The sequence below is a fragment of the Streptomyces sp. NPDC102514 genome, from assembly GCF_055584525.1.
On sequence record NZ_JBVJLW010000013.1, the window covers coordinates 16,265 to 30,867 of the forward strand.

10 protein-coding genes are annotated in these 14,603 nt (G+C 72.8%); 5 read left to right on the forward strand and 5 right to left on the reverse strand.

Annotation, left to right across the window (positions count from 1 at the left end):
* Positions 1 to 27: 27 nt before the first annotated feature.
* The 3 genes from ACZ60E_RS29125 to ACZ60E_RS29135 form a co-directional block, all read right to left on the reverse strand.
* Positions 28 to 1,566: a DUF5719 family protein gene (locus ACZ60E_RS29125; RefSeq protein ID WP_469444305.1), complete on the reverse strand. Its 1,539-nt coding sequence runs from the start codon at positions 1,564 to 1,566 to the stop codon at positions 28 to 30.
* The gene (locus ACZ60E_RS29130) at positions 1,563 to 5,321 is read right to left on the reverse strand and encodes a glycosyltransferase family 2 protein (protein WP_469444307.1); all 3,759 of its coding nucleotides are present in this window, start codon (positions 5,319 to 5,321) and stop codon (positions 1,563 to 1,565) included. Before ACZ60E_RS29130 ends, ACZ60E_RS29125 begins: the two co-directional genes overlap by 4 nt.
* A 258-nt stretch (positions 5,322 to 5,579) precedes the next feature.
* The gene (locus tag ACZ60E_RS29135; RefSeq protein WP_107022476.1) at positions 5,580 to 5,843 is read right to left on the reverse strand and encodes a WhiB family transcriptional regulator; all 264 of its coding nucleotides are present in this window, start codon (positions 5,841 to 5,843) and stop codon (positions 5,580 to 5,582) included.
* 749 nt (positions 5,844 to 6,592) lie between these two features.
* On the opposite strand from ACZ60E_RS29135, the gene ACZ60E_RS29140 reads away from it, so the two are divergent.
* The 4 genes from ACZ60E_RS29140 to ACZ60E_RS29155 all read left to right on the forward strand — a co-directional run bounded on the left by ACZ60E_RS29140 (position 6,593) and on the right by ACZ60E_RS29155 (position 10,719).
* Positions 6,593 to 7,117, forward strand: a complete 525-nt coding sequence (locus tag ACZ60E_RS29140; RefSeq protein WP_384815125.1) for a cysteine dioxygenase — start codon at positions 6,593 to 6,595, stop codon at positions 7,115 to 7,117.
* A gap of 128 nt (positions 7,118 to 7,245) precedes the next feature.
* On the forward strand, positions 7,246 to 8,205 hold the full coding sequence (cofD, locus tag ACZ60E_RS29145) for a 2-phospho-L-lactate transferase (RefSeq protein ID WP_469444309.1): 960 nt from the start codon (positions 7,246 to 7,248) through the stop codon (positions 8,203 to 8,205).
* A 14-nt stretch (positions 8,206 to 8,219) separates the two neighbouring features.
* Positions 8,220 to 9,608: a coenzyme F420-0:L-glutamate ligase gene (locus ACZ60E_RS29150; RefSeq protein WP_469444635.1), complete on the forward strand. Its 1,389-nt coding sequence runs from the start codon at positions 8,220 to 8,222 to the stop codon at positions 9,606 to 9,608.
* A gap of 94 nt (positions 9,609 to 9,702) precedes the next feature.
* Positions 9,703 to 10,719: a DNA-3-methyladenine glycosylase family protein gene (locus ACZ60E_RS29155; RefSeq protein WP_469444311.1), complete on the forward strand. Its 1,017-nt coding sequence runs from the start codon at positions 9,703 to 9,705 to the stop codon at positions 10,717 to 10,719.
* 146 nt (positions 10,720 to 10,865) lie between these two features.
* On the opposite strand, the gene manB is transcribed toward ACZ60E_RS29155, so the two are convergent.
* A complete protein-coding gene (gene manB / locus ACZ60E_RS29160; RefSeq protein ID WP_469444314.1) occupies positions 10,866 to 11,948 on the reverse strand; it encodes a mannose-1-phosphate guanylyltransferase in 1,083 nt (360 codons plus the stop codon).
* Between the two features lie 165 nt (positions 11,949 to 12,113).
* A complete protein-coding gene (locus ACZ60E_RS29165) occupies positions 12,114 to 13,646 on the reverse strand; it encodes a peptidoglycan recognition protein family protein (protein WP_469444316.1) in 1,533 nt (510 codons plus the stop codon).
* Positions 13,647 to 13,756: 110 nt separating this feature from the next.
* Here ACZ60E_RS29165 and ACZ60E_RS29170 point away from each other — a divergent pair, with 110 nt between their 5' ends.
* Positions 13,757 to 14,512: a TIGR03089 family protein gene (locus ACZ60E_RS29170; RefSeq protein WP_469444318.1), complete on the forward strand. Its 756-nt coding sequence runs from the start codon at positions 13,757 to 13,759 to the stop codon at positions 14,510 to 14,512.
* The last annotated feature ends 91 nt before the right edge of the window (positions 14,513 to 14,603 follow it).

Sequence of the window (14,603 nt, forward strand, 5' to 3'; positions counted from 1 at the left end):
GTCCGGGCTCCTCCCCCGGGCGTCGCCCTACTTCTGCAGCACCGAGAGGTCCTGCTCGGCTTCCGGCACCTTCACCGTCCCCCGGTCGTCCGGGAGGGTCTGCACGGTGAACATCGGCACGTCCCCCTCGGCCGCTTCGAGCATGCGCGACGCGTGGACGGGCCCGCCGGACAGCGGCTCCACCGTGAGCGCGTAGGTGCCCTTGAGGCCGGCGGGCACGGGCGGCTCGACGTTCTGCGTGGTGCCGGCCTTGACCGTGTACGTCTTCGAGGCGGCCGTCCCTCCCTCGCTGCCCGCGGAGGCCGTGACCTTGACCTTCGCGCCGCGTCCCGGGGCGACCAGGGAGAGCGTGGAGCCCTTGGCACGGTTGTCGGCGGCCGTCGCCCGCGCGCCCACCGGGCCCGTGGCCGGGATGAACGCCGTCTCCTGGTTGTCGCCCTTGCCGCGTACGACCCTCAGGGCCGCGACGACGGGGGTGGCCTTCCCGGTCGGCGCCAGCAGCAGGGAACCCGCCTCGCCGCGCGTGACGTCGCCGAGGTCGACGGCGGCCGTCATACCGGCCTTCACGTGCAGCGTCTCGTGCCCGGCGGGGGTGATCGTGCCGGTCGGCGAGGCGAGCCGCACCTTCAGGTCGGCGTCGGCCTCACCGGGCGCGAACACGACCAGCCGTACGGAGGTGGCGTCCTTCGGGATGCCCGGCAGGACGAGGCTGTCCGCCGGAGCGGCCGAGGGGGCGAGCCAGTCGCCGCCGAGCGTGTCGTCCAGGGCCTGGACGGCGGCGGCCACCCGGCCGCTGCGGACCGTGACGTGCACGGTGAGGTTGGTCTCCGGCTTGTCGATGAGGGTCGACAGGAGCACCGACTCGCTGGAGTGCGGCGGGATCTTGATGCCCTCTCCGACCGTCGACTTCAGAACGCCGTCCTTGCCGTACAGCTCGATGTCGGCGACGGCGGCGGAGTCGTCGGGGTTGGTCAGGTGCGCGTAGTCCGTGCGCTCCTTGGCGGTGCTGGCGCCAGGGAACCAGAAGTCGGTGTCCGGCGCCGAGCAGCTGGTGCCGAGCAGGCCGCGGCCGGTGCCCGCCTCGACCTCGGTGGTCTGCTGGACGGCCCAGCCGGGTGCGAACCTGCCCTCGGCGGTGCCGACCAGCGCGGGCGACTCGGCGCCGGAGGCCTTGCCCGTGACCGGCTTGCCGGGCTCCTCGGGCGTCAGGACGGGCTTCTCCTTCTTGCCGTCCTTCTCACCGTCCTTCTTGTCGCCCTCTTCGCCGTCCTGCTGCTCGTCCTCGTCGGCGGCCCCGTCGGCCGACTGCGCGCCCGCGGCCACCAGCTCGGCCTTGCCGCCCGTACCGGTGCCCTTGGTGACGGGCGTGAAGGACGTGTACGCGGTCTCGGCGAGGTCCGAGGTGCTGGGAGCGGGACAGAGCAGGCTGGTGCGCTCCACGGGCAGCTGGGCGGCCGCCTTGGCCGTATCCTCCCCGGCGGCCTGCGGCTCGGACATCGAGGCGAAGCCGGTGACGGCGGCGAGCGCGGTCACGCCGGCGATCAGGGACACGGTGGTGCGGTTCACTGCTGGCTCCCGTCGGGGCGCTCACTGTCGGTGCCGTGCGGCGGTTGCTGTCGCTGTTGTTGCTGCTGCTGTTGCTGTTGTTGCTGGTCGTACGCGGGGTCGTAGCCCTGGCCGTACGTCTGCGCCGGGTCGTACCCCCCGTTCCCCGTGCCGTACGCCGCGTACGGGTCGTACTGGTCCGCCTGGTACGGGTCCGCCTGGTACTGCTGCTGCTGTTCGTAGGTGCCCGCGGGGTACTGCTGGGCGCCCTGGTACTGCTGCTGCTCGTAGCTGCCGTACTCGGCACCGTACGTCGTCGCGTCCCACTCGTCGTAGGACTGCTGCTGCGGGACCGGGGCGACCACGGGGGCCTCCCCCGGAGCGGGCGGGGCGCCGGGCGGGAACCCGTCGGGCTGCTCCGGTTGCTCGGCCTGGGTGCCCTGTTCGGCCTGCTCCGTCTGTTCGGCCTCCGCCTGGGCGCGCAGACGGCGGGCCCTGCGGCCCTCGCCGGACGCGGACTCGACGGGTACGACGTCCTCCTCGGGGAGGTCGTCGTCGACGTCGCGGCGGCGGCCCGGCAGTGCGAGCACCACGAGGACGAGGGCGAGCGCGCCCTGGGCCCACAGCCAGCCGGTGTGGCCGAACGGTGCCTCGAAGGTGACGTCGAGGCGGCCCCCGGTGGCGGGCAGTTCGAAGCCCTGGGCCCAGCCGTCGACCGTGGTCCTGGTGAGCGGCTTCCCGTCGAGGGTGGCCGTCCAGCCCTCGTCGGCGGTGTCCGCGAGACGCAGGACGCGGCCCTCGGCACCGGCGGAGATCTTGGTGTGCAGTTCGACGGGGCCCGCGGCGATGGGCTGCGGGTCGCCGGAAGCGGGCACGACGGCCGCGCGCGCGACCTGCCGGTCGACACGCCACAGGGCGCTGCCGTCCTGCTGGCTGAGCCGGCTCAGGCCCGGGGTGGCGTCCAGGACGCGGCCGACCTCGCGGGGCGCGCCGTCGCGCACCAGGACGTACCGCACGGCGAAGCCGCCGAGCTGGTCGGCCTGGTCGGCGCCGGAGCCCGCCACGAGGTTGGCGACGACCTTGTCGAGGATCTTGTTCTCGCCGTCCGCCGCGGCCAGTTCGGCGTCGCCGAGGCGGGCGCCGGAGCCGCGGACGAGGGTGTAGCCGACCTTGGACTCCGTGTCGCTGCCGAGGACGAGCGTGCGGGCCTGGTCGCGGGTGCCGCTCTCCTCGGCGACGAACGCGGGCACCTGGACGGGATCGCGTCGCTCCAGGGGACCGTCCGCGCCGCGGATCATCCAGCCGGCGGCGATGAGCAGGGGCCCGGCGGCCGAGGCGAAGGCGATGAGGACGGCGACCGGCTGACGCCAGCCGAAGCTCTGCTCGGCCACGCGCGAGCGTGCCCCGTCGGCGCCGAGCGCGGCGGCGGCGAGGAAGGCGAGGCCGTAGACGAGAGTGGCGGGTCCGGCCCAGGTGGAGCCGTTCGAGAGGGCGGCGAAGACGAGCGCCACCAGGGCGGCCGTCCAGGCGGCCCAGATGCCCAGTTGCCGTTCCGCGCGCATCAGGGCGGCCACGGCGGCGCACACGATGCCGATGAGCATCAGCCCGCTGACCGTGCCGGGTCCGCCGGGGCTCGCGCCCAGCAGGTCGAGCGCGGAGGCCGCCCCCGCCTCGTACTCCATGCCGGCCTCCTGGAAGAAGCCGAACGGGAGCAGGGTGAGCGACCAGGGGGCGAGGACCAGCAGCGGGGTGCCGAGCTGGACCAGGAAGCGCAGTCCGTAGGCGGCGATGTCACCGCGGCGCACGACCGCCAGGGCGACGCCGAGCACCAGCGCGATGGGCCACACGATCGGCGTGAACGCGGTGGCCAGCGTCAGCAGGAGCGCGTACGCCCAGGTGGCACGCCAGCTGCCGCGGCCGGACTCCGAGGCGAGACCGCTCGCCGCGATGCCCGCGCGTGCGATGAGGGGCAGCAGGACGGCGAGCACGGCCGTGCCGAGACGGCCGCCGGCGAGCGCGCCGGTGGCGGCGGGCAGGAAGGCGTACGCGACGGACGCCCAGGCGCGCAGCAGGCGCGACTCGACGAGCGGCCGGGAGACGAAGTAGGCGGCGAAACCGGCCAGCGGCACCGAGCCGATCAGCAGGACGGTGACCGCGAGTCCGGCGGAGCCGAACAGCACGCTCGCGAGCATGGCGACGAGCGCGAGGTAGGGCGGCGCGGACTGGGTGCCGCCGGCGCCGACGGGGTGCCAGCCGTCCAGGTAGCGCGCCCACAGCTCGGAGGAGTCCGCGGGGGCGGGCAGCAGCGCGCCGCCCGCGAGCGCACCGCCGCCGAGGAGTTCACGGCAGGCGATGAGGGTGAAGAAGAGGAGGACCACGAAGACCATCGGCCCGGGCTTGCGCGCGACGCGCTTGAGGCGGGCGAACTGCTCGACCTGGAGGAAGTCGGCGTCGTCGCCGCCCGGTCCGGACTCGACCGCGCTGCCGTGGCGTCCCGCCGCGTTCAGTTCGGGGTCGGAGCGGCCCACGAGGTTGCCCGCGGCCTGTTCGACGGTGGCCCGGACGGTGGCGCCGGGGGGCGGGAACAGCGCGCGCAGTTCGTCCTTGTCGACCTGCGGGGTGCCGCGCCTGCGGCGGCCCGCGATGATGCGCTCGGGGCGCAGCAGGGTGCCCAGGAGGCCGCGGATCTCGTCGACCGCCTGCCCGGGGACCTTGCCGACGAGGTAGGCGACCGTGCGCAGCAGGGTGCCGAGCACGAGCCGCACGAGGATCCAGGGAAGGACCGCGGTGCGGGCGTTGACGAGGAGGGTGTAGGCGGCGCCCGCCTTGTCGACCTTGTGCGGGGAGGCGGAGGTGCGGCCCACGCAGTCGACGGTGCGGCGCTCGCGGGAGGACGCCTCGGCGTGCCGTACGACCGCCTCGGGGGCGACCAGGACGCGGTGGCCCGCGGACTGGGCGCGCCAGCAGAGGTCGATGTCGTCACGCATCAGGGGCAGCCTGCGGTCGAAGCCGCCCAGCTCCTCGTAGACCTCGCGGCGGATCAGCATGCCCGCGGTGGAGACGGCCAGTACGGGGGTCACGTGGTCGTGCTGGCCCTGGTCCTGCTCGCGCCGGTCGAGGCCGGTCCAGCGGCGGCCGCTGTGGGCGATGGTCACGCCGACTTCGAGGAGCTGCCTGCGGTCGTACCAGCCGCGGAGCTTGGGGCCGATGACGGCGACGTCCTTGCCCAGTTCCCGTTCGTTCTCCACGACGCGCAGCAGCTGGGCCAGGGCGTCGGGTTCCGGGGCGCAGTCGTCGTGCAGGAGCCACAGCCACTGCTCGGGCTCGCCGTGCGGCAGCTCCGGCATGTCGTACGCGTCGTCGCGCCAGGTGCGGGTGACGGGGTCCCAGCCGCTGGGGCGCTTCAGGTACGGAAGTTCTTCCGGGGTCAGTACGCCCGCGATGCGGACGGCCTCCTCGACGGCCTGGCCGAAGCCCGTGCGCCGGGCGAGGTGGAGCACCCGGTCGGCGCCGAGGGCGTCGGTGACCAGCTGGGCGGAGGCGTCCGCGCTGCCGGTGTCGGCCGCCACGGCGTTCTGCACGGGGCGCTCCTGGCCGAGCAGCCCGGAGAGGGCGTCGGGCAGCCAGCGGGCGCCGTCGTGCGAGACGAGCACGGCGGTGACCACGTGCCTCGGGAACTCGGGCGGGCGACCGGGATCGGACACCATCGGGCCGGCCGGGTCGAACGCTGCGGGGGCAGTGTCGTACTGACCTGCCGAATGGCTGTGCACGGACATCGAGGTACGGGCCCCGGTTCGCTGGACTGCGGTGGACGCCTGTGTCCTTGAGGGGATCACGGGGCGTCTCGGACGGAGGCCCACACTAACGGCTGCACAACGGCGCGGCCCGCCGCCTGTGGACAAGCCACCCGCGACGGGCCGTGCGTTACGTATCACTACGTAGGGGTGTGCGCCGTTCGATCGGAACACGATCAGAGTTTGACCGAAGTGCGACCGGATGCGATCAGGTCACTTCTCGCCCCTGTCGAGTCACGGTCAGACGGCGGCCTTCTTCAGACGACGCCGCTCACGCTCGGACAGACCGCCCCAGATACCGAAGCGCTCGTCGTTGGCGAGGGCGTATTCAAGGCATTCCGAGCGGACCTCACAGGCGAGGCAGACCTTCTTCGCCTCGCGGGTGGAGCCGCCCTTCTCGGGGAAAAAGGACTCGGGGTCGGTCTGCGCGCAGAGCGCCCGCTCCTGCCAGCCGATCTCCTCTTCGGCCTCGTCGACCAGCAGTTCCTGAAACAGCTCGGTCATGTGCGCCCCTCGTCCGTCTCGCGTCCCCGTGATGCTGCCGCTACCGATTTCGGCTGAACGACACGAGTGAAATTACAATTGCGCTGCTCCGGCCCAGTCAAGCCGAGATCTGCTATTGGGCCCCTTATTCACTCTGCGGAACCAAGGCTATGCGGAAAGTGTTCAAATCGGCATAAACCCTGACAGCCGAAAGGGAGCCAGTGGGACGCCGTCTCCGCACATGACTTGTACAGAGGAAGACGCCCAGGAGTTCGATCTCGTTCCGACACGATCGACGAAGCGAACCGGATCACATGTGGATCACTGGGATCGCACAGGGATCGTGGGGTCGCGCCGAGGTTCGTGCGCCCGGTTGTGCGCCATGTGTCCCGGCAACCTCCTGCACAAACCTTTCACCTCCGAGGTGGCCCGGAAGAGGTGAAAGATCTCCCACATATCGGACGTCAAGTTGACAGTGCGGGTGTGAACCGGTGTGCTGGTGGGCATGCTCGCGAACTTGGCACTCACCTCGACCCGCACCGCCGGGTCCCTCGGTGCTGTCCACGCTCGCTGTAGCTGTTGCTGTCGCAGCTGTTGAGCTCACCGCGCTCCCGCTGCCGCCGAGTCCACTGAGACCGGCCGCTGGTCCCTCCCGCCCGTACCAGGGCCCGCCCCCACCGGGGCACACCTCACGCCCGCGATCCGGGCGGCCGGTACGTGACACCCCAGACCTCCAGCACTCTCTTCCGCCGAGGAAACCACCGCACCCCATGAACAGCGACAGCGACCTCCAGATCGCCGGCGACATCCTCGAAGTACCGCACCTCCTCCAGCCGCCGCGCGAACACCCGTCCACCGTGGCCGAGTTCGTCGGCCTCGCCCGCTCCATCGCCGCCGACCGCTCCCAGTGGGAGCACCTCGTCCGCTACGACGCGGCCTCCCGCTGGTACCACCGGCTGCGCACCGGCCCCGGCTACGAGGTGTGGCTGCTGTCCTGGGTCCCCGGGCAGGGCAGCGGGCTGCACGACCACGGCCCCTCCTCCGGTGTGCTCACCGTCCTGGAGGGGGCGCTGACCGAGCGCACCGAGCGGGGCACGCGCGCGCTGACCGCGGGAAGCCAGCGGGTGTTCGCGCCCGGCTACGCGCACGAGGTCGTCAACGACTCGCTCGAACCGGCCATGAGCCTGCACGTCTACCACCCCGGGTTGACGGAGATGCCGATGCTCCCCCAGTCGCACCTGCGTTCGGCCGGGGGAACACCCAACGCCCGGTGCTCGATGGCCGAGGCCCTGTGACCGGCCGACACGTCGCGGTCGTCCGTGTCGCCGTCGTCGGTGGCGCCGTCGTCGGTGGCGGGGTCATCGGTGACGCGTTGTCGTAACCGGCTGACGCGTTGTCGTAGCCGCCTGCAAGACTGCATGCCATGCGCATTGTGGTTCTGGCAGGCGGCATCGGCGGTGCCCGGTTCCTGCGTGGTCTCCAGCAGGCCGCGCCGGACGCGGACATCACCGTCATCGGCAACACCGGGGACGACATCCACCTCTTCGGGCTGAAGGTCTGCCCGGACCTCGACACGGTGATGTACACGCTCGGCGGCGGTATCAACGAGGAACAGGGCTGGGGGCGGGCCGACGAGACGTTCCACCTCAAGGAGGAGCTGGCGGCCTACGGTGCCGGGCCCTCCTGGTTCGGACTGGGCGACCGGGACTTCGCGACGCACATCGTGCGTACGCAGATGCTGAGCGCCGGATATCCGCTCAGCGCCGTCACCGAGGCGCTGTGCGACCGCTGGAAGCCGGGCGTCCGGCTGATCCCCATGTCCGACGACCGCGTCGAGACGCATGTGGCCGTCGAGATCGACGGCGAGCGCAAGGCCGTCCACTTCCAGGAGTACTGGGTACGGCTGCGGGCCTCCGTGGACGCGCACGCGGTGGTGCCCGTGGGAGCCGACCAGGCCAAGCCGGCGCCCGGGGTGCTGGAGGCCATCGCCTCCGCGGACGTCATCCTCTTCCCGCCGTCCAACCCCGTCGTGTCCGTCGGCACGATCCTCGCCGTGCCGGGCATCCGCGAGGCCATCGCCGAGGCCGGGGTCCCGGTGGTCGGCCTGTCCCCCATCGTCGGGGACGCGCCCGTGCGCGGCATGGCCGACAAGGTCCTGGCGGCCGTCGGCGTCGAGTCCAGCGCGGCGGCGGTCGCCGAGCACTACGGCTCGGGGCTCCTCGACGGCTGGCTGGTCGACACGGTGGACGCCGACGTCGTCGAGCGGGTCACCGGGGCGGGCATCCGGTGCCGTGCCGTCCCGCTGATGATGACCGACCTCGACGCGACGGCCGAGATGGCCCGCGAGGCACTGACTCTGGCCGAGGAGGTGCGGGGCGCTTGAGCGACGGCGACAAGATGTCCCGGGGTACGGGGGTGCCGGTGAGCGGGTTCCCGCCGGACGCGCCCGGCTACCGGGTGTGGGCGCTCCCAGGACTGCCCGAGGTACGGCCCGGGGACGACCTCGCCAAGCTGATCGCCAGTGCGGTCGCCGGTACCGGTGCCGCCGCCGGGCCGGGGCTCGTGGACGGGCCGGGGCTCGTGGACGGGGATGTGCTGCTGGTCACGTCCAAGATCGTGTCCAAGGCTGAGGGCCGCGTCGTGGAGGCGCTGGACCGCGAGGCCGCCATCGACGCCGAGACCGTACGGGTCGTGGCCCGGCGCGGACCGCTGCGCATCGTGGAGAACCGGCAGGGGCTCGTGATGGCCGCCGCCGGGGTCGACGCCTCCAACACCCCCGCCGGGACCGTACTGCTGCTGCCCGAGGACCCCGACGCCTCCGCCCGCACCATCCGGGACGGCCTGCGGGACGCGCTCGGTGTCGAGGTCGGCGTCCTCGTCACGGACACCTTCGGCAGGCCCTGGCGGACCGGGCTCACCGATGTCGCCATCGGGGCCGCCGGAGTGCGCGTGCTCGACGATCTGCGGGGCGGCACGGACGCGCACGGGAATCCGCTGGGCGCCACCGTCGTCGCCACCGCCGACGAGCTGGCCGCCGCCGGGGACCTGGTCAAGGGCAAGGCCGCCGGGCTGCCCGTCGCCGTCGTGCGCGGGCTGTCCCACGTGGTGGGCACGGACGGCGACGAGGACGAAGGGACCAGGGGCATGGTCCGGGGCGCGCGCGACGACATGTTCCGGCTCGGCACCTCCGAGGCCGTACGGGAGGCCGTCACCCAGCGGCGTACCGTACGGGCCTTCACCGACGAGCCCGTCGACCCCGGTGCCGTACGGCGTGCGGTGGCCGCGGCGGTGACCGCGCCCGCCCCGCATCACACCACACCGTGGCGATTCGTCCTCCTGGAGAGCGCCGATTCGCGGACGCGGCTGCTGGACGCCATGCGGGACGCCTGGATCGCCGACCTGGAACGGGATGGGAAGAGCGCGGAGTCCATCGCCAAGCGGGTGCGCCGCGGGGACGTGCTGCGCCGGGCCCCGTATCTCGTCGTGCCGTGTCTCGTCATGGACGGGTCCCACACGTACGGCGACGCCCGGCGCGACGGGGCCGAGCGGGAGATGTTCGTGGTCGCCACCGGCGCAGGGGTGCAGAACTTCCTGGTCGCGCTCGCCGGGGAGCGGCTCGGGTCCGCCTGGGTGTCGTCGACGATGTTCTGCCGGGACGTCGTCCGGGACGTGCTCGCGCTGCCGGAGAACTGGGATCCCATGGGGGCCGTCGCCGTCGGGCACGCGGCGGCGGAGCCGACGGCCCGGGCCGGGCGGGACGCGGGGGCGTTCATCGAGGTGCGGTGACCTTTGGACGACCTGGAGGCCGGTGACCGGCGCATAGCCTTGTGCGGGTATCCCTCGACCATCCCGAGCAGCTTCTTTACCGAAGGACCCATCCGTGGCCGGACGCTTCGAACAGCGGCCCACGCGTACGACCGTGCGCGGCGGGCATGTCGTGGTGCCCGGGTCCGTGCCCGAGCCACGGGCTGCGGCCGGCGGTGCCGGTGGCGGGCTGACGCGGGAATGGGTGCCGCCGTGGCCGCTCGATCTGGGGCTCGTGCTCGGGCCGTTGCGGCGGGGGCCCGCCGATCCCACCTTCCGTGCGACTCCGGACGGGTCCGTGTGGCGGGCCAGTCTCACCCCCGTCGGGCCCGGCACCCTGCGCGTGTCCCTGCGCGCGGGCGTGGTGCGCGGACAGGCGTGGGGGCCCGGGGCCGAGTGGCTGCTCGACCGGCTCCCCCTGCTGCTCGGGGAGGCCGACGATCCCGACGCGTTCGAGCCCCGGCACCGGCTGGTCGCGCTCACCCGGCATCGGCGGCCCGGGCTGCGGCTGACGCGTACCGGGCTGGTGCTGGAGTCGCTGATTCCGTCGGTGCTGGAGCAGAAGGTCACCACCGACGAGGCGTACCGGGCGTGGCGGCTGCTCGTGCGGAAGTACGGCGTGCCCGCGCCCGGGCCCGTGGAGGGGCGCATGTTCGTCATGCCCGAGCCGCGGGTCTGGTCGCTGATCCCCTCGTGGGAGTGGCACCGGGCCGGGGTCGACAACAAGCGGGCGTCGACGATTCTGCGGGCCGTGCGGGTGGCTCGGCGGATGGAGGAGGCCGTGGCCCTCGATCCGGTCGCCGCGCGGGAGCGGCTTGAGGTGGTGGCCGGGGTGGGGCCGTGGACCTCGGCGGAGGTGGTGCAGCGGAGTCATGGGGCGGCGGATGCGGTGACGGTCGGGGACCTTCATCTGCCGGGGATCGTGGGGTTTGCGTTGGCGGGGGATCGGGAGGCGGACGACTCCGTGATGTTGGGGTTGTTGGAGCCTTATGCGGGGCAGCGGCATCGGGCTGCTCGGTTGATCTTGTTGAGTGGGCGTACGCCGGCTCGGCGGCATCCGAAGATGCCCCGCGGGGACATCGGGCTGCTGTGAGGTCGGCGGGCTTTTTTCGCCCCCGCCGCCCCTACCCGTCCCGTCACTGCATGGGGGCTCCGCCCCCTCGCCCCCCTTCGCGCAGTTCCCCGCGCCCCTGAGGGGCTCAGGGGCGCGGGGAACTGCGCAGTCCTTTGGGTGCAGCTCTACTGGTCCGAGGAGAAGCGGAGGGAGGACTGGGGGATGTGGGCGTCGCACCAGACTCGGACGCCTGTCCGGAGTTCGTTGTCCGGGCCCACGATCGCTCCGTCGCCCACCACCACCCCCGTGAGGATCGAGCGGGCGCCCACCCGGGCGCGGGCGCCGATCAGGGAGTCCGTGACGACCGCGCCCGGCTCGACGACGGCGCCCGCCAGGATCGCGCTGCCGACGACGCGCGCCCCCTCCCCCACGGTCGCGCCGTGTCCGACGACCGTGCCGCCGGTGAGCTTGGCGTCCGGCGCGACGGTGGCCTCCGGCAGGACCAGGCGGTCTCCGCAGCGGCCCGGGACGGCCGGGGACGGCGCCCTGCCGAGGACCAGGTCGGCCGAGCCGCGGACGAAGGCCTGCGGAGTGCCCAGGTCCAGCCAGTACGTGGAGTCGACCATGCCCTGGAGGTGGGCCCCGGCGGCCAGCAGGTCCGGGAACGTCTCCCGTTCGACCGAGACGGGCCGGCCGACGGGGATCGAGTCGATGACCGACCGGCGGAAGACGTACGCGCCCGCGTTGATCTGGTCGGTGACGATCTCCTCGGGCGTCTGGGGCTTTTCGAGGAACGCCTGGACGCGGCCCGAGGCGTCGGTCGGGACCAGCCCGTACGCCCGCGGGTCCGTCACGCGGGTCAGGTGCAGCGAGACGTCCGCGCCCGAGGAGCGGTGGGTGTCGACCAGGGCCGGGATGTCCAGGCCGGTCAGGATGTCCCCGTTGAAGATCAGGACCGGGTCGTCGGGGGCCGATCTCAGCCGGGCGGCCACGTTGCGGATGGCGCCGCCGGTGCCGAGGGGTTCCTCCTCGGTGACGTACTCGATGTGGAGCCCCAGCGACGAGCCGTCGCCGAAGTAGGGCTGGAAGACCTCGGCCAGGTAGGACGTGGCGAGCACTATGTGCTCGACCCCGGCCGCTCTCGCCCGGGCCAGCTGGTGCGTGAGGAACGGTACGCCGGCCGCCGGGACCATCGGCTTCGGCGTGTGCACCGTGAGGGGGCGCAACCGGGTGCCCTTGCCGCCGACCAGGAGGATCGCTTCTGTCACCTGTCGTCTCTGCTTCCTGCTGGGGCCGGTGGAACGGTCATTCGACCGGCCGGTGTATGCAGACCGTTTCGATGGCTGTGGGGCGCCTCTGGGAGGGGGCCGTGGGGAGCCGCCGGGCGCGGGCGACCCGGCGTACCGGGCCGCACCGTTCCCGCCGGCCGGACGTCATCGTCCCTGGTAGCGGGCCGAAGTCGTCCGGGTCTTGCCGAGCTTCGCGTAGAGCCGGCCGCCCGGGCATTCGGTGGCGAATCCGTCCCGGTGACCGGAGATTACATTGAGTCGTACGTTCTTTCCTTTTCGGTACAGATTTCCGCCCCCCGACTTGAGGTAGGTCTTGCCGCGCGGGTTCGCCCCGTAGAGGCCGAGCTTCCATGCCGTGAGCTTCGCGACGGCCTTCACCGCGGCGGCGGGCGGGTTCGCGGTGCCGAAACTTCCGAGGACGGCGATCCCCATGCTCTTGCTGTTGAAACCGAGCGTGTGTGCGCCCATCACGGCCTTGGCCACGCCACCGGCCCTGCCCTCGTAGATGTTTCCGCACTTGTCGACGAGGAAGTTGTAGCCGATGTCGCGCCAGCCGCTGCTCTTCACGTGGTAGCGGTAGATACTGCGGATGACTGAAGGCGCTTGCGCACAGCGGTAGTTGTTGCCCGAGGCGCTGTGGTGGACGAAGACGGCCTTCACCCTCTTCGTGTAGCTGAAGTTCGACTCCCGCAGCCCTTCGTCGGCGCCCCAGCCCCGGCGGGTGACGATGCGCGGACGGGCGCCGATGTACGGCTTCGCGCGCTGGTTCGCGGCCCCGGCGACGACCGTGCCCGTCGCGTTCGCCGTGCCTGTCGTACCGGTCTGGTCCGTCTCCTCGCCGCGGGTCTCCAGCAGGTCTGCCCGGGTCTCCTTCTGGCTCAGGGCCGGGATCACGGTGGCGCCGATGGGTGCGAGCTCGGCGTTGACGGCGGAGGCCGCCGCCGCGGACTCGGCGGTCAGGGCTCCCGGAGGCGGGGCGTTCAGTTCGGGCCCCTGGGGCGGGGGTTCGGCGCCGGGGTCGACCAGTTCGACGTGCAGGCCCTTGGGGAGGGGCTCGGCGGTGACGGCTCTTCCGTCGGCGCCCGTCCGGCCGTCCGCCTCGCCCTGGACCCTGACCTCCACACCGTCCGAGTCGCCCACCCACAGGGGTGCCGTGGAGCCCCGAACCCGGCCGGAGGCGCGCTCCGCGGTGTCCGGGTCGGCCGCGTGCTCGTGGTTGTGGGTGTCGACGTCCTGCCAGGCGGACCACTTCGTGGTGCCGGTCGCGCGGGTACGGACCTGGACCCGGCCGTGGAGTTCGCTGTCCGGGTTGTCCCAGACGACACCCACGAGGGAGAAGTGGCGGACGTCCCGGCGGGCCAGGCCCTGGGCCGGGGCGGGCGCGAGCACGGGAGGCGGCAGGGTGCGGTCGCCCGAGGACGAGGAGGAGGGCGGGGGCGAGGGCGGGGTGCGGGGGGTGCTGGGCGTGAGAGGGGTGAGCGGGAGGGACTGGGTGCTGCCGGGAGTCGTGCCGCCGGCGGTCGAAGTGCCGGTGGACCGTCTCTCGGCCGCCGCGGGGGTCGTCGAGGGGGTGGCCGTGGCGTTCGAGGACAGGGCCAGCGGGAGGGCCAGGGCGGCCGCACAGGTGACGGCGATCGAGGAAGCTAGATGTGCGCGCATGCCCCTGATCCTGGACATAGTCAGACTTATCTGTCCATCCGGGATATGACGGACCGTCGGTCGCACTCCGCCGAACCGGTGTCCCCGTCTCCCCCGCCCGGGCAGCCGTCCGCGTACGCTTGCGTCCCGTGACCGCCATCGACCGCACCCCTGCCGACCTGCTGCGATCCGCGCTCGCCACGGATCCCGCGCGCCCCCTGGTGACCTTCTACGACGACGCCACCGGCGAACGGGTCGAACTGTCCGTGGCCACCTTCGCCAATTGGGTGGCCAAGACCGCCAATCTGCTCCAGGGCGAACTGGGCGCCGAGCCCGGCGAGCGGGTGGCGCTGCTGCTGCCCGCGCACTGGCAGACCGCGGTGTGGCTGCTCGCGTGTTCCTCTGTGGGGGTCGTGGCGCAGGTCGGGGGTGACGCGGGCGACGCCGACCATGTGGTCGCCGGGCCCGGGCAGTTCGAGGCCGGGCTCGCGTGTTCCGGGGAGCGGGTGGCACTGTCGCTCGCGCCGCTGGGGCGTCGCTTCGCGCAGGTGCCGGCCGGGTACGCGGACTACGCGGTCGAGGTGCCCGGGCAGGGGGACGTGTTCCGGCCGTACGGGCCCGTGGACCCGGAGTCCGCTGCGCTGGTGGTCGCGGGGGCGGAGTTTTCGGGGGCGGAGGTTGTCGAGCGGGCTCGGGGGGATGCGGGGGTGCTCGGGCTGGCGGGGCCCGGGGGGCGGGTGTTGTCCGGGTTGTCGTACGACACGTGGGAGGGGTTGAGCGCGGGGTTGTACGGCGCGTTGGCCGCCGGGGGGTCCGTGGTGTTGTGCCGTCATCTTGATCAGCTCGGGGAGGACGCGCTCGCGAAGCGGATCGAGAGCGAACGGGTCACGTCCACGGCCCGCTGAGGCGTTTCCTCGCCCCCGCCGCCCCTTCCCATTCCCGTCCACGCAGGGGGGCTCCGCCCCCTCGCCCCCCTTTGCGCAGTTCCCCGCGCCC

Coding starts and splice junctions, on each gene's coding strand:
- cofD (WP_469444309.1), top strand. CDS start 7,246: ATGCGCATTGTGGTTCTGGCAGGCGGCATCGGCGGTGCCCGGTTCCTG.
- ACZ60E_RS29130 (WP_469444307.1), bottom strand. CDS start 5,321: ATGTCCGTGCACAGCCATTCGGCAGGTCAGTACGACACTGCCCCCGCA.
- ACZ60E_RS29135 (WP_107022476.1), bottom strand. CDS start 5,843: ATGACCGAGCTGTTTCAGGAACTGCTGGTCGACGAGGCCGAAGAGGAG.
- ACZ60E_RS29150 (WP_469444635.1), top strand. CDS start 8,220: ATGTCCCGGGGTACGGGGGTGCCGGTGAGCGGGTTCCCGCCGGACGCG.
- ACZ60E_RS29165 (WP_469444316.1), bottom strand. CDS start 13,646: ATGTCCAGGATCAGGGGCATGCGCGCACATCTAGCTTCCTCGATCGCC.
- ACZ60E_RS29140 (WP_384815125.1), top strand. CDS start 6,593: ATGAACAGCGACAGCGACCTCCAGATCGCCGGCGACATCCTCGAAGTA.